Origin of the sequence: Halomonas sp. BC2 (assembly GCF_002078115.1) — a bacterium.
GTDB lineage: Bacteria > Pseudomonadota > Gammaproteobacteria > Pseudomonadales > Halomonadaceae > Vreelandella > Vreelandella stevensii.
In genome coordinates this window covers 165,141-184,174 of sequence record NZ_LFGT01000012.1, presented here as the reverse complement: position 1 = coordinate 184,174, position 19,034 = coordinate 165,141, and the positions used below count along the sequence as shown (strand labels likewise).

Below are 19,034 nucleotides of genomic sequence, written 5' to 3'. Positions count from 1 at the left end.
TTAGCAGCAGGAGCGGCGCACCGACCAGCATGTCCCAGCCAAGGCCCTGCCAGCGGTTGGGCAGCACGGCACGCCATTCGCCCTGCTGCCACTCCTGCTGCAGGTAATTGGGTAACTGGCGCACCCAGTTAAGGTCCAGCGGACGACTGTTGGCTACCCAGAAAAGCTGTTCATCGATGGTGGCGCGCAGCTCGTGGGTGGTGGTCAAGAGCTGTTGCTGGTTCAACTGCAGCTCGATGGCGGCGCTCAACAGGCTGCCGTAGGACTGCTCGAGCTGCTCCACCAGCTCACGGCGAGATTGATAAAGCCGCGTCAGGGAGTCCACCAGCCCAGGCGTCACCTCGACGCCCGCTTCCTGTAGCCGCTGAGTGGCCAGGCGTTCTCCCTGGCGCAGCTGATCACGCTGGCGTATCAGGTCGAACTGCTTGAGGCGCAAGTCGGCAATTTCATCTTGCAGGTCGCGACGCGGCACGATCACCGGTAGCGACTGGCGCTGCTCCCTGAGTATCCGGGATAGCAGCTGGCTACCGCGAATGGCCTCCATCTGCTCACCAAGACTACGCTGCAACTGACGCACCAGCTCCAATTGGCGCTGGGCTTCGATGTTTTCGCGCACGATGCCATTGGCGCGGTCGGTGGCACGCAGCAGCTCGAGGCTCAGGTTCTGGTTTACCTGCTGGGCGCGGAGCACCACCGGATGCCCCTCGGCAATCAATGGATCATCCCGGGCGGCATCGGCAATCGCCTGCTCGGACTGCAGGCGTCGCTGACGATCGATGACCCCTTGCAGCAGGTTCAGCCGCTGCTCCTGATGGTCGATCTGCAACGCCAACAGCTCGCGCCGCTGCTGAGCCAGTTCCCGCAGCCGACTGTTGGCACTGAGCTCACGCTGATTGAGGGACACTTCCTGCTCGGCCAGCGCACGCTCCAGACGCCACTGGATCAACTGCGCATCCTCGCGAGCGGATAGCTGGCGGTCGGCCAGCAGCGCTTCTCGGGTATCATGTTCGCGGCGCAAGGTCTCGGCCCGCTGCAAGGCTTCGGAGATGGCTTGCTGGGCACGTTCGGGCAAGGTTTGCGCAGCCAACAGCTGCGAATTGACTTCAGCCAACTGGCTCTGTAGCTGCTGGAGTTCGATCACTGCACTGCCCTGCTGAGCTTCCAGTGCGTCCAGCGGCGTATCGCTCAAGCTATCCACGGAGAGCTGCAGGCTCTCCTCTTCGGCCTCGCGAAGCTCACGCTCCAGCTGCAGCAGTTGCTCCGGGGCTTGACTGACGCGCTGCTCCAGCGCGCGCTGTCGCTCCTCCAGCGCCTTGAGCCGCTCATGGGCTTGCAGCGCCGCTTCCAGGGCAGCCTGCTCGCGCTGCTGCGCGGCGGTCAGCTCCCCCTCCTGAGACTCCAGTGCAGCCAGCCGCTCGTTCAGAGCACTTTCCGAAGGCACACGCTCGCCGCTTTCGGCCCACCCCACCGGAGATACAACCAGCAGCGCGACACACATCAACACGCCCAGCGCGCCGTTCACTGCTTTCATGGCACTCTTCACCACGTCTAGAAGCCTCATTGACTGGTCAGCCCGCATTATCGGGCAAGGTGCCATTGTCAATCGTAAGGCCTGCCCGCGCAATCCGGCCGGTCACCAGAATATTGGCAGTTGACTTACTTCGGCCGCCTGTATAGAACGACGCTAACATTTGTCTATTTACCAACGTGGGCCATATTGATGGTTATCCGACCCCTGATACTGACAAGCCTGCTGGTTGCTCTGGGCAGCCAGTCGGCCATGGCCGAGACACGCGGCGATATCGAAGCGCGTATTCGCGCCTTGAATACCGAGCTCTATCAGCTCCGCCAGCAGCTGCAGCAAATTGACGCACCCGAAGCGGCGGCTCAGGGTATTCCACCGGCGCCCCTGCCAGAAGAGGTCGCCCTGGAGGATTTGACCGAGCGCCGCCAGCTGGAGCAGCAGTCGACGCGTAACCCGTTTTCCATCACCACCCACCGTACCAATTACCTGTTTCCGGTGAGCTATAACACTAATCAGGACTCCAACAACTTTCGTGAAGTGACCGATGCGTCCGGGCCTAACAACAACGAAGTGAAGTTCCAGTTCAGCGCCAAGTTCAATCTGGCGGAAGACGTGTTTGGCGACATTGGCGACGTCTATTTCGCCTATACCCAGCGAAGCTGGTGGCAGGCCTATAACACTGACGCCTCCTCCCCTTTCCGGGAAACCAACTACGAGCCCGAGGTGTTCATCGATTTCGATAACGCCTGGAGCGCTCTGGGCTGGGTGAATACGCGCAACCGCATCGCCTTCAACCACCAATCCAATGGCCGTTCGGACCCGCTGTCACGGAGCTGGAACCGCGTATACCTGGAAAGCACCTTGCAGCGCGGCGACTGGGCACTGACTCTGGCCCCCCACTGGCGCGTGCCGGAATCCGACGGTGACGACGACAACCCGGATATCGAGCGCTTCATGGGATATGGCGACATTCGTCTGGCCAGGCGCTTGGACAACAATCATGAAGTCGCTGGTCAACTGCGCGGCAACCCGAGCCCGGGCAACCTGGGTACTCAAATCGACTATAGCTGGCCCGCCTTCAATGGGGTGCGAGCACACGTACAGTATTACTACGGGTACGGCGAAAGCATGATCGATTACGACAACCGCGTGCATCGCCTGAGTCTTGGCTTCAGCCTCAACCCGCTGTTCAGCGCCACGGGCCTGAACCGTTGATGCGGAACCACTAAACTTTGGGGTTGTCTATAGAGTGACGGCTGCTATGCTGAAGCTGTCACTCATTCATTCGTCAAAGGAAGACATCATGGCTAAACGTAACACAGACGCCTCCGCACGTGCCGACCAGCTGAAAGAAGACCTGCGCCATCTCAGCGAGACGGTCGAAGAGCTGATGAACGCCACATCGAAAGATGCCAGCGGTGAAATGCGCGACCTGCGTGAGCGTGCCGAACGTCGTTTGAAGGATACTCGTGCCCGCCTGGAAGCCCGCGGCGAGCGCATCTATGAAGACACCCGCGAGTCACTGGCTCAGCAAGCCGATTGCTGCGACCGCTATGTACATGAGAACCCCTGGACCAGCATCGGTATCGGTGCCGCAGCTGGCCTGGTGGTAGGTATGCTGCTCGGTCGTCGCTAATGGCATTGGGTCCAACCCAACGCGTCTTTTCTGCCGCTAAACGCTTGTTGAGGTCACTGTTAGCTAACGGTGAAACCCGCCTGCGTTTGGCGGTGTTGGAATTGGAGGAAGAGCGCGCTCGTTTATTGGTACTACTGTTGTTGGCTGGCGCTAGCCTGCTGCTACTGCTGCTGGGTGTGGCCACGCTGACGGCGCTGGTAGTCGTTCTGTTCTGGGACACCTATCGGCTGACGGCCATTGGCGTGAGTGCTGGCGTACTGATGGCACTCAGCCTGCTGCTGGCCGTGATTGCCATACGTCAGGCAAAGCGGCACTCGCTGCTCAAGGAAACCTTGAAACAGCTGGCAGCCGATCGCGCCCTGCTGGAGGCCAATGATGAAGAACTCGCCGAACGCCGCCGCTAAGGTGACGGACAAGCCGCTAACCCGCCAGCAACGTAAGGCGGCGTTACTGGCCGAGCTGGAGCAGCAGCGTATCGATATACTGGTGAGCAGCGATACGTTACAACGCACTTCCGCGCCGCTCGACCGGCACTGGCGAAGCCTGCGCTTACCGCTGTACGTCGTGGGCGGGCTCGCTGCCCTGCGGCTGGTTCGCCATCCTGGTGGCGCTATGGCCGTCGGCAAACGCGCGTTGGCAGGCTATATGCTGCTTCGCAAGCTGAAACTGCTGGCCAAAGTCGCCAGCTGACGAGGCGTTTGCCTGTTCAAAGCCGCCGGATGCCTTGCATCAGGCGGCTTTTTCAATGGTGATCAACACGCCTGGCCACAGGCGACGCCACTCGCCCAGGCCCACTGGAAGTTGTAACCACCCAACTGGCCCGTGACATCCAGCACTTCGCCAATGAAACGCAGCTGGGGTAAGCCTCGTACTTCAAAATTCTTCGACGAAATGGCCTCGGTACTGATCCCGCCCATGGTCACCTCTGCCGTACGCCAGCCCTCTGTGCCCGCTGGTTTCACCTGCCACTCATTGAGGTACTGTGCCCAGCAGTCGATCGCCTCGTTGCTGTACTGTGCCAATGGCATGGCGGTGGCGTGCTCGGGGTACCATTCCACTATCGCCTGTGCCAGACGTTTGGGAAACCGCTCACCCAGCCAGGTAGACAGCATGCGCTTGGGAGTTTGCTCACGCGCATGACGCAGCGAAGCCGCCACCTCCTCACCCGGCAATAAATCAATCGTAATGGCGCTACCGGGCTGCCAGACGCTCGAAATCTGGAGCATCGCCGGCCCCGACAGCCCCCGGTGGGTAAACAGCATGGGCTCATTGAAGCGCCCTTGACCACAGCTGACCGATACCGGCACGCTGAGCCCTGACAGCGTTTCAGCACGCGCTTTCCAGACATCACTGAGCGTGAAGGGCACCAGCCCAGGCCGAGTAGGCAACACCTCAAGTCCAAATTGACGGGCGAGATCGTAACCGAAGCCCGAAGCCCCCATGGTGGGAATGGAGAGCCCCCCCGTGGCCACTACCAACACGCCACAGCTGATGGTGCCCATCGAAGTAGTCAACTGCATTCCCTCGCCCAAGCGCTCCACCTTGGAAATGGACGTCTTCAATGCCAGTTCGACGCCGGCCCATTCACATTCGGTCAGCAGGACTCTCACGATCTCCTTGGCGGAGTCGGCACAAAAGAGTTGCCCCGGCGCTTTTTCCACATACTCCACGCCATGGCGCTCCACCAGAGATACAAAATGTTCTGGACGGTAACGTTTCAACGCAGAAATGCAAAAATAAGGATTTTCCGAATAAAAATGGCTTGGTGAGGCATCAAGGTTGGTAAAGTTACAACGGCCTCCTCCCGACATGAGGATTTTCTTGCCCGGTTTATTGGCATGGTCAACCACCAGCACGCGCCGCCCTGCATAACCTGCTTGAGCCGCACACATCAACCCGGCAGCACCTGCGCCAATAACGACGACGTCGTAAACCATCCTGGAAGCCCTACATGAAAAGCTGACTATCTTAGCAGCAGAGAGGCTGCTCAGCACTTTACAAGCCAAAAATATATGTACATACAATGTACAACAAATATCTTTTCATTCCGTTATCTTGCCGTTTGCCCTTATCACGGCAGTCGATTTCAGGATAATGCAGGTCACCTCTGTTTACGTTGAGACGCCAATGCTTGTTTACAAACGCCTCTTCTGCTGTCTGCTGCTGGCCACTTTGCCGCCATACGCCATAGCACAAACCCCGCCCCCCGTGATCGGCCACTACGCCACGGCTACCGCCTGGTCCGACCCATTAGAAGCCCTGGGCACCCTGCGTGCCGACGAGAGCGTCACGCTGTCAGCTACCGTGACCGATACCATTGCCGAAATCACCTTCGAAGATGGTGCCCAGGTCGAACAGGGCGAGCTGCTGATACGCCTTGAAGATGCCGAGGAGCAGGCGCTGCTGAGGGCAGCACGGGCGATCACCGATGAGCGCCGTAACGCGGTGGGCAGAACGTCTCAACTTCAGGAACGCAACTTGGCCCCCCGCGCCGAACTGGAAGATACCCAAGCGCGGCTGAGGCAGGCAGAGGCCGATGCCCAGGCGTTAGAGGCACGCCTGGCCAACTACCGGATAGTGGCACCGTTCAGTGGTCGCGTCGGCTTTCGTAATGTCAGCGCTGGCGCACTGGTGACCCCGGGCATGGAGCTGGTGACCCTCGACAAGCTGGATGTCATGAAGCTGGACTTTACCGTACCGGAAGTGTTTCTGGGCCGCCTGTCGGCAGGGCTGGCGCTGAGCGCGACCACCGCCGCCTACCCGGATGAGGTCTTCCGCGGTGAAATCGCCAGTATTGGCACGCGTATCGACCCGGTATCTCGCAGTATCAGTGTGCGGGCCGAGCTGGCCAACCCAGAGCTGCGCCTGCGCCCCGGCATGTTGATGGAGGTGGTCGTGCAACAACGCGTGCGCAATACGCTGGTACTGCCGGAAGCCGCTATCGAGCCGAGCGGCAATCGCCATTTCGTGATGGTCATTCACGAGGAGGAAGGAGAGCATCGCCTGGAGCGCCGAGAGGTCGCCTTGGGTGAGCGTCGCAGTGGCGAAGTGGAAGTGCTCGAAGGCGTGGCAGATGGCGAACTGGTGGCAGTACACGGTCTGCAGCTGGCACGAGATGGCCAGCAGGTACGTTTACTGGGCATCACCGATGAAGAGACCAGCATCCGTGCCCTGCTGGAGGCTGACCGCTGATGCGCTTATCCGACATCTCCGTACAGCGTCCGGTGCTGGCCATGGTCATCGCCGCGCTGATCGTGGCCTTCGGCCTGCTGGCGCTGAATCGCCTGCCGCTGCAGGAGTACCCTACGGTCGACCCACCGGTCGTCAGCATCGATACACGTTACCCCGGTGCCTCGGCCAGCGTGGTCGAAACCCGTATTACCCAGGTGCTGGAAGACCGTATTGCCGGGGTAGAGGGTATCGAGCTGATTACCTCCCAGAGCGAAGATGGACGATCGCGCATCCAGATCGAGTTTGCCATCAGCATGGATATCGACGCGGCGGCCAACGATGTGCGCGACCGCATATCGGGTGCCTTGCGCAACCTTCCCGATGATGCCGACAATCCTGAAGTCACCAAGGCCGACAGCAGCGATGAAATCGTCATCTGGCTGAGTCTCTCAGGGGCGGACTACTCGATCACCGAGCTCACCGACTACGCCAACCGCTTTCTGGTGGACAGCCTGTCGGTGCAGCCGGGGGTAGCCAGAGTGCGCGTGGGCGGTGGCCGCGACTATGCCATGCGTGTCTGGCTGGACCGCAACGCGCTGGCAGCACGAGGCCTCACCGTGGGTGATATCGAGGATGCCCTGCGCGCCGAAAACGTCGAGCTGCCCGCTGGCTCCATCGAGTCCGATGATCGCCAGTTCATCGTACGGCTACCGCGCAATTTCGCCACCGCCGATGACTTTCAGCGGCTGGCGGTTACCCAGGGCAACAACGGGCACCTGATTCGTCTGGCCGATGTGGCCCGAGTGGAAGTGGGCTCGGTAGAAGACCGTTCGGTGTTTCGTGCCAACGGCGTGCCCATGGTGGGGCTAGGCATGATCATGCAGTCCACCGCCAACGTGGTGGAGCTTTCCGAAGCGGTGCAACAGGAGCTGGAGCGCTTGCAAGGCACCCTGCCCGAGGGCATGTCATTGACGCTCAACTACGACGCCTCGGTGTTCGTGTCGGGTGCCATCGACCAGGTGGTCATGACGCTGTTCATCGCCATGGGGCTGGTGGTGATCGTGATTTTCCTGTTCCTGGGCAATCTGCGAACCACCATCGTGCCCGCCGTGACCGTCCCCATCGCCGTGATTGGCGCCTTTACCGCGCTGGCTGTCATGAATTTCTCGATCAACCTGCTGACGCTGCTAGCGCTGGTACTGGCCATTGGCCTGATCGTCGACGACGCCATCGTGGTGCTGGAAAACATCAACCGACGCATGCACGATTACGGTGAGACACCGCTGGTGGCGGCCTTCCGCGGCACTCGTCAAATCGCTTTTGCGGTCATTGCCACGACCCTCGTGCTGGTAGCCGTGTTCGTGCCGCTGAGCATGCTGCAGGGTGACATCGGCCGTCTGTTTTCCGAATTTGCGCTGACCATGGCCGCCGCGGTGGTCGTCTCCACGCTGCTGGCCCTGACCCTGACCCCCATGATGGCTTCCAAGATCCTCAAGCCGGGGATGCACGATAGCCGCATTGGCCAAGGAGTGCAGTGGCTGCTGGACGGCGCTCGAAAGCGTTACCAGCGCGCGCTGGAGGTCGTGCTGGCATTCAGATGGGTGGTGGTGGCCCTGTTTGCCCTGCTGGTGGCAGGCACTGCCTGGCTGGCGTCGGTGCTGCCCAGCGAATACACCCCCCAGGAGGATCGCGGCAACTTCATCGTACTGGTCAACGGGCCAGAGGGCGCCACCTTCGATTACATGATGGATTACATGGATGAGATCGAAGCTCGCCTGACTCCCTTTGTCGATAGCGGTGAGCTGGAGCGCGTGGTGGTGCGGGCACCGCGGGGGTTCGGCAATATCGAGAACTTCAACAGCGGCTTCATCATCGTCAACATGGCCGACTGGGGCAGCCGCCGCAGCGCCTGGGAGATCATGGCGGACGTGAGGCAAACCCTGGGCTCTTTGCCGGGCGTGCAAGCCTTCCCGGTCATGCGCCAGGGGTTTGGTCAACGCACCCAGAAACCGGTCCAGTTCGTGCTAGGGGGCGGCACTTACGAGGAGCTGGCCAGCTGGCGGGATACGCTGGTCAACCATATTCGCGAGCACAACCCGCGCCTGACCGCCGTAGAGAGCAATTACAACGAAACCCAGCCGCAGCTCCGGGTCGACATCAACTACGAACGGGCCGCCGCGCTGGGGGTCACCGTCACGGAAATAGGCCGGACGCTGGAGGTGCTGCTCGGTGGGCGCAACGTGACCCGTTACGTGGATGACGGCGAAGAGTACGATGTGATTCTGGAAGGCGACCGTGGCCGCCAGAATAGCCCGCGAGCGCTGGACAATATCCAGGTACGCTCCGCGCGGTCCGGTGAGCTGATTCCGCTGGCCAGCCTGGTGACGCTCTCTGACTTCGCTGGCGCCAGCACGCTCAACCGCTTCGATCGCGTGCGCGCCATTACCATCGAGGCCAACCTGGCCGATGGCTACCCCTTGGGTGAAGCGCTGGCCTACCTGCAAGACACCGCGAACACCATTCTGCCAGAAGAAGTGCAGACCAATCTGGCAGGCCCGTCTCGAGACTTCCAGCAGGCCAGCGGGGCGACGACCTTTCTGCTGGTGCTTGGCGCCGTGGTGGTATTCCTGGTGCTTGCCGCCCAGTTCGAGAGCCTGATTCACCCCTTCGTGATCATGCTGACGGTGCCGCTGGCCATGAGCGGTGCCCTGCTGGCCCTGCTGCTGACCGGCCAGTCATTGAATATCTACAGTCAGGTGGGGCTGGTGCTGCTGATAGGATTGGCGGCCAAGAATGGCATACTGATCGTCGAGTTCGCCAACCAGCTGCGCGATGAGGGTCAGGCCTTTCGCTCGGCCCTGATCGAAGCGTCGGTGACCCGCCTGCGGCCCATTTTGATGACGGCGGTGACCACCATGGCCGGGGCGATCCCGCTGGTCATCTCCAGTGGCCCTGGCGCAGAGTCTCGCCTGGTGATTGGCACGGTGATCATGGCGGGGGTCGGCGCAGCCACGGTGTTTACGCTGTTCGTGGTGCCGGTGGCCTACGACTTGCTGGCACGCTACTCAGGCTCGCCAGGCGCCGTCAAACGGCAGCTGGAAGAAGAAATTGCCAATGCGCCGGAGGCCGACCACGAACCGCTGGCCACGCCCGAGCGCTAGGCAACCTCTTCTACCGAGTAGACAGACAACAAGGGCGCCAAAAGGCGCCCTTGTTGTTGAAAACCGCTGCTGAAGATCGTTAAAGCAGTGCGTACGGTTACTCGCAGTCGCCGATGCGCTCGCCTTCGATCACGGTGTTCATGGTCAATTCGCCCATGGGTGACTGGGTGAAGATGTCCACGCTGCCTTCGATACGCTCACCCATGAAGCGCATTTCACCATCGATATTGGCTTCGCCACCTTCAGCACGGCACACCATGCTGTACGAAAGGCCATCGGCGTTCATGTCCTGGTGCTGCAGCTCGCAGCCCTCTTCTTCTTCGATGAAGCCAAACTCTGCGCCATCCAGCTCTTCCTGGGTGATGCACTGACGCTCGGTTTCGGTCTGATCGGGAATCTGCATGTCACCGCTGATACTGGTTACGCTGACGAACTCCCATTCGCCAGGCGTCACGTTCGGTGTTTCCGCCAGAGCAACCATCGGGAAGGCCAATAAGGCCGCTACTGCCATGTGACGTTTCATCATCGCTTTTTCTCACTAGGTTAATTGGGTAAACCCGCTCTTATCCTACCTGAATCATCCCGCTTGTGCCCGCCCCGGACAGGGCTGTTACACTGGATATCCTTTTTCTGCCTGACAGGCAACCACCATGCATGACGACGCGCTGGCCCCCCATGACTTCTACTGCCCCTATTGTGACACGCCTCTGACCTTCATGATCGACACGTCACAGGGCAGCCACGACACCTGGGAAGATTGCCATCAATGCTGCGCCCCCATCCGGCTTCAGGTGGTGATCTCACCTTTCACAGGCGAACTCGACGCCGTCATCACCGGCCGTGACGACGACGTCTTGTGAGCCATGGTCAGGCCACGTCATCCTGCTGCATCTGAGCCACCCGCCTGGCCTCGCTGCGGCGCATGAAGTACCACGCCAGCAGCGTCGCCAACGAGACGGTCAGAATGATCAGCGTGGCCAACGCATTGATCTTGGGCGAGACGCCCATGCGCACGGAGGAGAACACCACCATGGGCAGCGTATTGGCTCCCGGGCCCGATACGAAGCTGGCGATCACCAGGTCATCCAGCGACAGCGTGAACGCCAGCAGCCAGCCTGCCGCCAGGGCAGGCGCAATGACCGGCAGCGTCACGCTGAAGAATGTCTTGACCGGCGGCGAGCCAAGGTCCATGGCCGCCTCTTCGATGGAACGATCCAGTTCCCGGAGACGCGCCGACACCACCACCGCCACATAGGCACTGCAGAACGTGGTGTGAGCAATCCATATCGTCGCCATCCCCCGGTCCGCGGGCCAGCCAATCAGTTGCGCCATCTGCACGAACAGCAGCAGCAGGGAAAGCCCGGTGATCACCTCAGGCATGACCAGCGGTGCCGTCACCATACTGGAAAGCGCCGTCTTGCCCCGAAAGTGCCCGTAGCGAGTCATCACGAAAGCCGCCACCGTGCCCAGGCACACCGCCATGCTGGCAGCGAAAAAGGCGATCTTGAGACTGGTCCATACCGCCGAGAGAATCTGCCGATCCCGGAACAGCTCGCCGTACCAGTGGGTCGAGAAGCCCGCCCACACCGTCACCAGGCGCGATGAGTTGAACGAGTAGAACACCAGCACGAACATCGGCAGATAGAGAAACAGCAGGCCAAGCACCAGCATCACTGTGGTAAAGCTGGGGCGCCGAGAGGACGTCATCATTGTTCGAGCTCCCGTGACTGGTAGCGGTGGAACCATACGATGGGGATCAACAACAGTAGCAACATGACCATCGCCAGCGCTGCGGCCACCGGCCAATCACGATTCAGGAAGAACTCTTCCCAAAGCACCTTGCCGATCATCAGGGTATCAGGCCCTCCCAACAGCTCAGGGATCACGAACTCACCCACTGCAGGAATGAATACCAGCATGGAACCCGCCACGATGCCCCCCATGGAAAGCGGCAGAGTGACTTTCAGGAAAGTATTCAATTTACGCGACCCCAGGTCAGAGGCCGCTTCCAATAGCGATGTATCCAGACGCGTCAGATGGGCATACAGCGGTAGCACCATGAACGGCAGGTAGGCATACACGATGCCCACGACGACCGCAAACTGGGTATTCATCATGCGTAGCGGCGAGTCGATGAGGCCGATGCTCAGCAGCAGATTGTTGATCAGGCCATTGTTGCTGAGTATGCCCATCCACGCATACACGCGGATCAGAAACGACGTCCAGGAGGGCAGCATCACCAGCAGCAGCAGAATCAACTGCCAGCGCCCCGGGGCACGGGCCATGGCATAGGCCATGGGATAACCGAGCAGCAAGCACACCAGCGTGGCGGTAAATGCCGTCTTGATGGAGCCCCAGTAAGCCGCGACATACAGCGAGTCGGTCAGCAGAAACAGATAGTTGCCGACATTCAGAAAGATACTCAGGGTTTGATCGGCATACTCGACCAGCGGCCCGTAGGGAGGAATGGCAATCGCCCCTTCGGCAAGGCTGATCTTGAGCACCAACGCAAAGGGCAGCAAAAAGAACAGCGTGAGCCACACCAGCGGGAATGCGATTACCGCACGCCGCCCCAGCTGTAGACGCTTGATCATGCCGGTAAAGCCAGATGGCATCATGGTAGGCAATCTCCTTCAAGAGACCGAATCATCAGCGATTCAGCACGATAGCGCTGTGATCTTCCCAATAAACGTACACGCTATCCTCCCAGGTGGGACGATCACCGCGCCGCTCCGTGTTGGCCATGCTCACCTTGATCAACTTGCCCGAGGCCGTACGCACGTAATACAGCGAATACCCCCCCAGATAGGCAATGTCGTCCACCTTGCCGGCCTCCCAGTTGTACTCACCGACAGGCTGTTCGCGGGTCAGCCAGATTTTCTCGGGCCGCAGGGCTGCCCATACTCGACGGTCCACCGCCTGGGTGGTGATCCCGTGGTCGAGATAGATCGGCCGTGAAAGCGCAGGGCTGGCGATGCGGCAATGATCCGCCGCGTCTTCGATGATCTCCCCTTCGAACAGGTTCACGGTACCGACGAATTCCGCCACCATGCGACTGGCGGGGCTTTCGTAAATATCGACCGGAGAGCCCACCTGCTCGATCCAGCCATCGGCCATGATCGCCACACGGTCCGCCATGGTCATGGCTTCTTCCTGATCGTGAGTCACCATGATGCAGGTAACGCCTACCTGTTCGATGATCTCGACCACTTCCAGCTGCATTTCCGTGCGCAGCTTCTTGTCGAGAGCGCCCATGGGCTCGTCCAGCAGCAAGAGCTTCGGCCGTTTGGCCAGCGAACGCGCCAAGGCCACCCGCTGGCGCTGGCCGCCGGAAAGCTGATGCGGCTTGCGCTTGGCAAAGCGTTCCATATGCACCAGTTTCAGCATCTGGGCCACTCGCGCCTCGATTTCCGCCTTGGGCAGCTTGTCCTGTTTCAACCCGAAGGCGATGTTCTGCGCCACCGTCATATGCGGAAATAGCGCATAGGATTGAAACATCATGTTGATCGGGCGCTTGTGCGGCGGCATGTCGGTAATGTTTTCGCCACTCAACAGGATGCGCCCCTCGCTCGGCGTTTCGAAACCCGCCAGCATGCGCAGCAGGGTCGACTTGCCAGACCCCGAGCCCCCCAACAGGGCGAAGATTTCGCCGCGTTTGACCTGCAAATTCACGTCATCCACCGCCAGCGCGTCATCGAAGCGCTTGCTCAGGCGTTTGACTTCCAACACGATATCCTCGGCAAAACGGGGTGCCTTTCCCTGTGGTCTCAGCGACGGGGGAAGGGCAGATGACGAGGATGAAGTGTCGTTCGACAGGGGCGTAGTGACCATTCGCCACTCCCATCAAAAGGCCCGAGAAGTCGGGCGATAAAAGACGAACAGCGAGCCGGGCAACTGCCCGGCTCGCTGTCAGGCAGGGGTCAGCTTAGCGACCAGACTTGACGCGGTTCCAGATACGGGTGCGCGCGCGCAGCACGTCCTGCGGCTTTTCCGCCTGAACGTACAGGTTCTGCATGACGTCTGCATCCGGATAAACCGCGGGATCATTCAGCAGCTCCTCGGAAAGGAACTCGTTAGCGGCCAGGTTGGGGTTGGCGTAGCTGACGTACTCGCTGATCTCGGCGGCAATTTCCGGGTCGAGAATAAAATTGATGAACGCATGAGCGTTCTCGGGGTTAGGCGCATCGGCAGGCACGGCCATCATGTCGAACCACAGCGCAGCGCCTTCCTTCGGGATGCTGTAAGCGATGGTGAAGTCGCGACCCGCTTCTTCAGCTCGGTCTGCTGCCTGGAACACGTCTCCCGAGTAGCCTGCGGCGACACAGATTTCGCCATTGGCCAGGTCAGAAATATAGCGCGAGGAGTGGAAGTAAGTGACATGGTTGCGTACGGCCGCGATCACTTGCCCGGCGGTTTCGATGTCCTCCAGGTTTTCACTCAGCGGGTCGCCGCCCGAGTAGGCAATGGCCGGCGAGAGCATTTCGTCCGCCGAGTCCATCATGGAGATACCGCAACCGGCCGCATGCAGAGCCGCGGTAATTTCAGGGTCGAAGAGCAGTGCCCAGCTATCCACCGGGGCATCGTCACCGAGAATCTCCTTCACTCGCTCGACATTGTAGCCAATGCCATTGGTGCCCCACATGTAGGGGATGGAGTACTGGCTGCCCTCATCGATGGCCTCCAGGTTGGCCATCAACTCCGGATTGAGGTTTTCGAAGTTGGGCAGCTGCTCGTGGTCGAGGGGCTGGAACACCCCCGCTCTGGCTTGACGGGTAAAGTAGTAGTTGGAGGGCACGACCACATCGTAGCCCGAGCGGCCAGACAGCAGCGCCGCATCGAGGATCTCGTTACTGTCGTAGACATCGTAGGTCACGGAGATACCGGTGCGCTCGGTGAATTTCGCCAGCGTTTCCGGCGCAATGTAGTCGGACCAGTTGTATACCCGCACTTCATTGGCGTGGGCAGCGGTGGCCGCTACGGCAAAAGCGATTGCCGTAACGGCCACTGAACGTTTTGGGATATTCCCCATCTAGCTACTCCTTATCTCGAAAGTCCACTTGTCTTGAAAGTGCCCGTCGAACAGGCGCACCGAGCTTGGCAACGGTTAGCGCTGACGCCGATACCTCTTTGACTCATTTGCCGCTGCTGAGAAACAGCTTAGGCCATTCTCCTGACCGTGCGAATTTTGCGGTGCAGCGACGTCCATCGCAAGTCCAAGTGAAAAATTCTTGCATTACCCTGTTGGTGACCCCACATCCAAGGGCGCAGGCAAACTATAGACCTTGGCTATTGGCAACATCATTTTTTCCAATTTTAGCTATTAGTCGTAGTTCGCTAATATGGCCAGCAACTTTTCCAACCACCATTCACTCACTGCGGAGATGTTTTCAATGTCTTTGATCAATACCGAAGTAAAACCGTTTAAAGCGACTGCTTACCTGAACGGCGAGTTCGTTGACGTTACTGAAGCGGATCTGAAAGGTCAGTGGTCAGTGTTCTTCTTCTACCCCGCTGACTTCACCTTCGTATGCCCCACGGAGCTTGGTGATCTGGCCGACAACTACGAAGAGTTCAAGAAGCTGGGCGTCGAGATCTACAGCGTCTCCACCGACACCCACTTCACCCACAAGGCCTGGCACGACAGCTCCGAGACCATTGGCAAGCTCCAGTACCCGATGATTGCCGACCCGACCCTGCAGATTTCTCGCAACTTCGAAGTGCTGATCGAAGAAGCCGGTCTGGCCGAGCGCGGCACTTTCGTTGTCGACCCCGACGGCAAGATCCAGATCGTCGAAATCAACGCTGGCAACATCGGCCGTAACGCCGAAGAGCTGCTGCGCAAGGTCAAGGCTGCCCAGTACGTTCGCGCCAACCCGAACGAAGTATGCCCGGCCAAATGGAAAGAAGGCGAAGAGACTCTGGCCCCGTCTCTGGACCTCGTAGGCAAGATCTGACGCCTACCGTTGCCGACTCGACTCGTGTCGGTCGGCAGCATCACACCCGGGCATGCCCCGGGTGTCTTTTTTTCAGCACCCTGTTAACGCATCCCTGTTTTCCCACACGCTTGCCCCTTACTACACCAAGGCTGGCGTGCCTGGTCGAGAACGTTCTACTGCTGACTACGAGGAACCACTGTCATGCTGGACGCCAATTTAAAGAATCAGTTGAAAGCGTATCTGGAAAAAGTGACTCAGCCCTTCGAGATCGTTGCGTCCCTCGATGACGGTGCCAAGTCGCGTGAGCTGCTGGGCCTGCTGGAAGACATCAGCAGCCTGAGCACTCAGATCACCCTTAAAACCGACGGCCAGGATGCGCGCAAGCCCTCCTTTGCCCTAAACCGTGCCGGAGAAGAGACAGGCGTCGTGTTTGCGGGCATTCCCATGGGCCACGAATTCACGTCGCTGGTACTGGCGTTGCTGCAGGTCGGTGGACACCCGCCCAAAACGTCGCAGGAGCAGCTCGATCAAATCAAGGCGCTGGACGGCGAGATGCTGTTCGAGACCTACTACTCGCTCTCCTGCCAGAACTGCCCGGACGTCGTCCAGGCACTCAACCTGATGGCCATCTTCAACCCCAAGGTGCGCCACGTCGCCATCGACGGTGCCCTGTTCCAGGAGGAAGTCGAGGCCCGCGAAATCATGTCGGTGCCCAGCATCTACCTCAACGGCAAGCCCTTCGACCAGGGTCGCATGACGCTGGAGCAGATCCTGGCCAAGGTGGATACCGGCGCAGCCGAGCGTGAAGCCAAGAAACTGAGCGACAAGGCAGCCTTCGACACGCTGGTCATCGGCGGCGGCCCGGCGGGCGCGTCAGCGGCCATCTACTCTGCGCGCAAGGGCATCAATACCGGCGTTGCCGCCGAACGCTTCGGTGGTCAGGTGGCCGACACCATGGGGATCGAGAACTTCATCTCGGTGACCCATACCGAAGGTCCCAAGCTGGTCAGCGCCCTGGAAGAGCACGTCAAGCAGTACGAAGTGGACGTGATGAACCTGCAGCGTGCCACCTCTTTCAAAGCAGCAGAAACCGAAGGTGGCCTGCACGAAGTGACCTTCGAATCCGGTGCCAAACTGAAGAGCAAGACCCTGGTACTGGCCACAGGCGCCCGCTGGCGGGAAATGAACGTGCCCGGCGAGCAGCAGTATCGCAACAAGGGCGTGGCCTACTGCCCCCACTGCGATGGCCCGCTGTTCAAGGGCAAGCGTGTCGCGGTCATTGGTGGCGGTAATTCAGGCGTCGAAGCGGCCATCGACCTGGCGGGTATCGTCGGCCACGTGACCCTGGTGGAGTTCATGGGTGAAATGCGCGCTGACGCCGTACTGCAGAAGAAGCTCAAGAGCCTGCCCAACGTGGATATCGTGCTGAACGCACAAACCACCGAGGTGACCGGTGATGGCAGCCGGGTCAACGGCCTGACCTACAAGGACCGCCAGACCGACGAAGTCAAGAACATCGCTCTGGAAGGTATCTTCGTGCAGATCGGCCTGGTGCCCAATACCGAGTGGCTGAAGGGCTCTCCCATCGAGATGTCACCGCGTGGCGAAATCATCGTCGACGCCCACGGCATGACCTCGGTACCCGGTGTCTTTGCCGCAGGCGATGTCACCACCGTGCCCTACAAGCAGATCATCATTGCCATGGGCGAAGGCGCCAAAGCGTCGCTGGGCGCCTTCGACTACCTGATCCGCAACTGATTCATCCGCATAAAAAAGCAAAAGACCGTGCCCAGGCCCGCCTATTCAGGCGGGCTTTCGCGTTCCGCACACCGGGCACGCCGGGTCACGCGGCACCTGGAAATGACGCCACTGCCCGCTGAGCCCGTCGAAGGCCGACAGCCCCTGATGTGCCTCACCCGCACCGCTCAGCAGTTTGAAGGCCTCGACAGCTTGAAAGCAGCCAATCAAGCCCACCAAAGGGGCCATGACGCCGCTCTCGGCACAGCTGAGGGCTTCGTCATCGCCAGCTTCCGGGGGATAGAGGCAGGCGTAGCAGGGGCTATCTGGCTGACGCGGGTCGAATACCGCCAGCTGGCCGGAAAAGCGGATAGCCGCTCCCGAGACCAGCGGCACACCGGCTCGCTGCGTCGCGGCATTGATGGCATAACGGCTGGAAAAACGGTCGGTACAGTCCAGCACCACCTGAGCCGAGGCCACCAGCTCTGCCAACAGCTCGCCTTCGGCGTGACGCTCGATAGCCACCACCTGGCATTCAGGATTCAGTGCCTCCAGGCGCTGCTGCGCCGAACGCGCTTTGTTGAGGCCCAGGCTGGCCTGCTGGTGGGCTATCTGGCGCTGCAGGTTGGAAAGCTCCACATGATCGGCGTCTACCAGCGTAATCCGCCCCACTCCCGCCGCCGCGAGATACAGCGCGGCTGGCGAGCCCAACCCGCCAGCCCCGATAATCACGGCGTGGGCGCCGCGCAGTCGCTCCTGACCCTCGATATCCACTTCGGGCAGCATGATTTGGCGGCTGTAACGCAGCAGCGCCTGATCGTCCATCATTGGCTTACTTATCCTCGAATTCCTCGAAATCAGGAATGTGGAGATTGAAGCTCTCTTTCACTTCTTCCATCACCACATAGCTCTTGGACTCTTTCACCCCTGGCAGGGTCAAGACCACATCCCCCAATAGTTGGCGATAAGCGGCCATTTCCGGGATGCGGCATTTCAGAATGTAGTCGAACTGCCCGGACACCAGGTGGCACTCCTGAATTTGCGGCAGCTTTTCCACCGCGCGCCGAAACTCATCGAAGACCGCAGGCGACTGGGTCTCCAGGCTGATCTCGACAAACACCAGCAGGTTCGCCTTCAGGGCGCGAGGGTCCAGGATGGCCTGGTAGCCGCGAATGATACCGGCACGCTCCAGGCGCTTGACCCGCTCCAGACAAGGGGTTGTGGATAACCCAACTTCTGCGGCGAGATCTACGTAGGAGATACGCGCATTTTCCTGCAAACAGCGAAGAATCTTGAGATCGATACGGTCCAGCGTTCTATTTTTTGGTTTCATGGCAGGATCCAATACAAATGAATCAGGCAGTTAATATAGGTGCCCCAGAGTAACCCGTTCATGGCCGCCCATGTCTTGAACACTTTCAACGTTTCGGTAGCCCGCCGCCAACAGCGCCTCACGTACGCTGGCCGCCTGCTGGTAGCCATGCTCCATCGCTAGGCAGCCACCAGGGGCCAGGTGGGCCCTGGCGGCCTCGATCACGTGGAGCAGGTCGGCCATGCCGTTGGCATCGGCGACCAGCGCCGAGTGAGGCTCGAAGCGCACATCGCCCTGGCTCAAATGCGGATCATCGGCCGCAATGTAGGGGGGGTTACTGACGATGATATCGAAAGGCGGCTCCTCAGCCGGAGGCAGAAATGCGCTGAGCCAGTCACTCAACACAAACCGGGCATTGGCGATGCCTAGCGCGGCGGCATTGCGCTCGGCCAGCGCCACGGCACCCGGGCGAATGTCCGCACCGATGACCTGCCAGCCCGGCTTTTCACTGGCCAGCGCCAGCGCAATGGCGCCGGTGCCGGTTCCCAGGTCCAGC

The 19,034-nt window shown here is 60.1% G+C and carries 18 protein-coding genes and 1 pseudogene; 9 read left to right on the top strand and 10 right to left on the bottom strand.

All coding sequences use genetic code 11. The features are described from left to right. Positions 1-1,531: pseudogene (locus B7L71_RS09775) on the bottom strand (mechanosensitive channel MscK); the annotation flags it as partial. A gap of 189 nt (positions 1,532-1,720) precedes the next feature. Between B7L71_RS09775 and B7L71_RS09770 the strand changes: the two are divergent. The 4 genes from B7L71_RS09770 to B7L71_RS09755 all read left to right on the top strand — a co-directional run bounded on the left by B7L71_RS09770 (position 1,721) and on the right by B7L71_RS09755 (position 3,851). Next, positions 1,721-2,740, top strand: a complete 1,020-nt coding sequence (locus tag B7L71_RS09770) for a phospholipase A (RefSeq protein ID WP_016914409.1) — start codon at positions 1,721-1,723, stop codon at positions 2,738-2,740. A gap of 88 nt (positions 2,741-2,828) precedes the next feature. Continuing rightward, positions 2,829-3,161, top strand: coding sequence for a DUF883 family protein (locus tag B7L71_RS09765; protein WP_016914410.1), 333 nt, complete (start codon positions 2,829-2,831; stop codon positions 3,159-3,161). Then, a complete protein-coding gene (locus tag B7L71_RS09760; RefSeq protein WP_081137592.1) occupies positions 3,161-3,565 on the top strand; it encodes a phage holin family protein in 405 nt (134 codons plus the stop codon). The genes B7L71_RS09765 and B7L71_RS09760 overlap by 1 nt, the downstream gene beginning before the upstream one ends. Continuing rightward, entirely contained in the window at positions 3,537-3,851 is a 315-nt protein-coding gene (locus B7L71_RS09755) for a YqjK-like family protein (RefSeq protein WP_081137590.1), read from the top strand. The genes B7L71_RS09760 and B7L71_RS09755 overlap by 29 nt, the downstream gene beginning before the upstream one ends. Before the next feature lie 62 nt (positions 3,852-3,913). Here the strand turns inward: B7L71_RS09755 and B7L71_RS09750 are convergent, their stop codons facing one another. Further along, entirely contained in the window at positions 3,914-5,098 is a 1,185-nt protein-coding gene (locus tag B7L71_RS09750; protein ID WP_039181033.1) for an NAD(P)/FAD-dependent oxidoreductase, read from the bottom strand. 190 nt (positions 5,099-5,288) lie between these two features. Here B7L71_RS09750 and B7L71_RS09745 point away from each other — a divergent pair, with 190 nt between their 5' ends. Both B7L71_RS09745 and B7L71_RS09740 read left to right on the top strand, forming a co-directional pair. Then, positions 5,289-6,353 (top strand): efflux RND transporter periplasmic adaptor subunit, encoded by a 1,065-nt coding sequence (locus B7L71_RS09745; RefSeq protein ID WP_081137588.1) that lies wholly within the window; start codon positions 5,289-5,291, stop codon positions 6,351-6,353. Then, positions 6,353-9,493 carry an efflux RND transporter permease subunit gene (locus tag B7L71_RS09740; protein WP_081137586.1) on the top strand — a complete coding sequence of 1,047 codons (3,141 nt, stop codon included), beginning with the start codon at positions 6,353-6,355 and terminating at the stop codon, positions 9,491-9,493. Before B7L71_RS09745 ends, B7L71_RS09740 begins: the two co-directional genes overlap by 1 nt. 97 nt (positions 9,494-9,590) lie before the next feature. Here the strand turns inward: B7L71_RS09740 and B7L71_RS09735 are convergent, their stop codons facing one another. Further along, positions 9,591-10,019, bottom strand: a complete 429-nt coding sequence (locus tag B7L71_RS09735; RefSeq protein ID WP_016914416.1) for a DUF3617 domain-containing protein — start codon at positions 10,017-10,019, stop codon at positions 9,591-9,593. A 124-nt stretch (positions 10,020-10,143) separates the two neighbouring features. On the opposite strand from B7L71_RS09735, the gene B7L71_RS09730 reads away from it, so the two are divergent. Further along, positions 10,144-10,353, top strand: coding sequence for a CPXCG motif-containing cysteine-rich protein (locus tag B7L71_RS09730; RefSeq protein ID WP_081137584.1), 210 nt, complete (start codon positions 10,144-10,146; stop codon positions 10,351-10,353). Between the two features lie 7 nt (positions 10,354-10,360). Here B7L71_RS09730 and B7L71_RS09725 read toward each other — a convergent pair whose 3' ends face one another. The 4 genes from B7L71_RS09725 to B7L71_RS09710 all read right to left on the bottom strand — a co-directional run bounded on the left by B7L71_RS09725 (position 10,361) and on the right by B7L71_RS09710 (position 14,522). After that, positions 10,361-11,203 carry an ABC transporter permease subunit gene (locus B7L71_RS09725; protein ID WP_016914418.1) on the bottom strand — a complete coding sequence of 281 codons (843 nt, stop codon included), beginning with the start codon at positions 11,201-11,203 and terminating at the stop codon, positions 10,361-10,363. Beyond that, positions 11,200-12,111 (bottom strand): ABC transporter permease subunit, encoded by a 912-nt coding sequence (locus B7L71_RS09720; RefSeq protein WP_081137582.1) that lies wholly within the window; start codon positions 12,109-12,111, stop codon positions 11,200-11,202. The genes B7L71_RS09725 and B7L71_RS09720 overlap by 4 nt, the downstream gene beginning before the upstream one ends. 31 nt (positions 12,112-12,142) lie before the next feature. Then, positions 12,143-13,324 carry an ABC transporter ATP-binding protein gene (locus tag B7L71_RS09715; protein ID WP_081137580.1) on the bottom strand — a complete coding sequence of 394 codons (1,182 nt, stop codon included), beginning with the start codon at positions 13,322-13,324 and terminating at the stop codon, positions 12,143-12,145. 94 nt (positions 13,325-13,418) lie between these two features. After that, complete coding sequence (locus B7L71_RS09710) at positions 13,419-14,522, bottom strand: polyamine ABC transporter substrate-binding protein (RefSeq protein ID WP_081137578.1); 1,104 nt, start codon at positions 14,520-14,522, stop codon at positions 13,419-13,421. Positions 14,523-14,883: 361 nt separating this feature from the next. On the opposite strand from B7L71_RS09710, the gene ahpC reads away from it, so the two are divergent. Next, positions 14,884-15,447 (top strand): alkyl hydroperoxide reductase subunit C, encoded by a 564-nt coding sequence (gene ahpC, locus B7L71_RS09705; protein WP_081137576.1) that lies wholly within the window; start codon positions 14,884-14,886, stop codon positions 15,445-15,447. A gap of 183 nt (positions 15,448-15,630) precedes the next feature. Beyond that, positions 15,631-17,187, top strand: a complete 1,557-nt coding sequence (gene ahpF / locus B7L71_RS09700) for an alkyl hydroperoxide reductase subunit F (protein WP_081137574.1) — start codon at positions 15,631-15,633, stop codon at positions 17,185-17,187. 45 nt (positions 17,188-17,232) lie between these two features. On the opposite strand, the gene B7L71_RS09695 is transcribed toward ahpF, so the two are convergent. The 3 genes from B7L71_RS09695 to B7L71_RS09685 form a co-directional block, all read right to left on the bottom strand. Then, positions 17,233-17,994 carry a molybdopterin-synthase adenylyltransferase MoeB gene (locus B7L71_RS09695; RefSeq protein WP_081137572.1) on the bottom strand — a complete coding sequence of 254 codons (762 nt, stop codon included), beginning with the start codon at positions 17,992-17,994 and terminating at the stop codon, positions 17,233-17,235. 4 nt (positions 17,995-17,998) lie between these two features. Beyond that, a complete protein-coding gene (locus B7L71_RS09690; protein ID WP_016914425.1) occupies positions 17,999-18,499 on the bottom strand; it encodes an Lrp/AsnC ligand binding domain-containing protein in 501 nt (166 codons plus the stop codon). A gap of 30 nt (positions 18,500-18,529) precedes the next feature. Continuing rightward, positions 18,530-19,034: peptide chain release factor N(5)-glutamine methyltransferase (locus B7L71_RS09685; protein WP_139790106.1), on the bottom strand; the 505-nt coding region annotated here is incomplete at its 5' end.

What these genes read in the sequence shown, in the direction of transcription:
- B7L71_RS09690 (WP_016914425.1), bottom strand. Translation starts at nt 18,499, where the DNA reads ATGAAACCAAAAAATAGAACGCTGGACCGTATCGATCTCAAGATTCTT.
- B7L71_RS09750 (WP_039181033.1), bottom strand. Translation starts at nt 5,098, where the DNA reads ATGGTTTACGACGTCGTCGTTATTGGCGCAGGTGCTGCCGGGTTGATG.
- B7L71_RS09770 (WP_016914409.1), top strand. Translation starts at nt 1,721, where the DNA reads ATGGTTATCCGACCCCTGATACTGACAAGCCTGCTGGTTGCTCTGGGC.
- B7L71_RS09725 (WP_016914418.1), bottom strand. Translation starts at nt 11,203, where the DNA reads ATGATGACGTCCTCTCGGCGCCCCAGCTTTACCACAGTGATGCTGGTG.
- ahpC (WP_081137576.1), top strand. Translation starts at nt 14,884, where the DNA reads ATGTCTTTGATCAATACCGAAGTAAAACCGTTTAAAGCGACTGCTTAC.
- B7L71_RS09755 (WP_081137590.1), top strand. Translation starts at nt 3,537, where the DNA reads ATGAAGAACTCGCCGAACGCCGCCGCTAAGGTGACGGACAAGCCGCTA.
- B7L71_RS09730 (WP_081137584.1), top strand. Translation starts at nt 10,144, where the DNA reads ATGCATGACGACGCGCTGGCCCCCCATGACTTCTACTGCCCCTATTGT.
- B7L71_RS09715 (WP_081137580.1), bottom strand. Translation starts at nt 13,324, where the DNA reads ATGGTCACTACGCCCCTGTCGAACGACACTTCATCCTCGTCATCTGCC.
- B7L71_RS09695 (WP_081137572.1), bottom strand. Translation starts at nt 17,994, where the DNA reads ATGATGGACGATCAGGCGCTGCTGCGTTACAGCCGCCAAATCATGCTG.
- B7L71_RS09740 (WP_081137586.1), top strand. Translation starts at nt 6,353, where the DNA reads ATGCGCTTATCCGACATCTCCGTACAGCGTCCGGTGCTGGCCATGGTC.
- B7L71_RS09765 (WP_016914410.1), top strand. Translation starts at nt 2,829, where the DNA reads ATGGCTAAACGTAACACAGACGCCTCCGCACGTGCCGACCAGCTGAAA.
- B7L71_RS09710 (WP_081137578.1), bottom strand. Translation starts at nt 14,522, where the DNA reads ATGGGGAATATCCCAAAACGTTCAGTGGCCGTTACGGCAATCGCTTTT.
- B7L71_RS09735 (WP_016914416.1), bottom strand. Translation starts at nt 10,019, where the DNA reads ATGATGAAACGTCACATGGCAGTAGCGGCCTTATTGGCCTTCCCGATG.
- B7L71_RS09720 (WP_081137582.1), bottom strand. Translation starts at nt 12,111, where the DNA reads ATGATGCCATCTGGCTTTACCGGCATGATCAAGCGTCTACAGCTGGGG.
- B7L71_RS09760 (WP_081137592.1), top strand. Translation starts at nt 3,161, where the DNA reads ATGGCATTGGGTCCAACCCAACGCGTCTTTTCTGCCGCTAAACGCTTG.
- B7L71_RS09745 (WP_081137588.1), top strand. Translation starts at nt 5,289, where the DNA reads ATGCTTGTTTACAAACGCCTCTTCTGCTGTCTGCTGCTGGCCACTTTG.
- ahpF (WP_081137574.1), top strand. Translation starts at nt 15,631, where the DNA reads ATGCTGGACGCCAATTTAAAGAATCAGTTGAAAGCGTATCTGGAAAAA.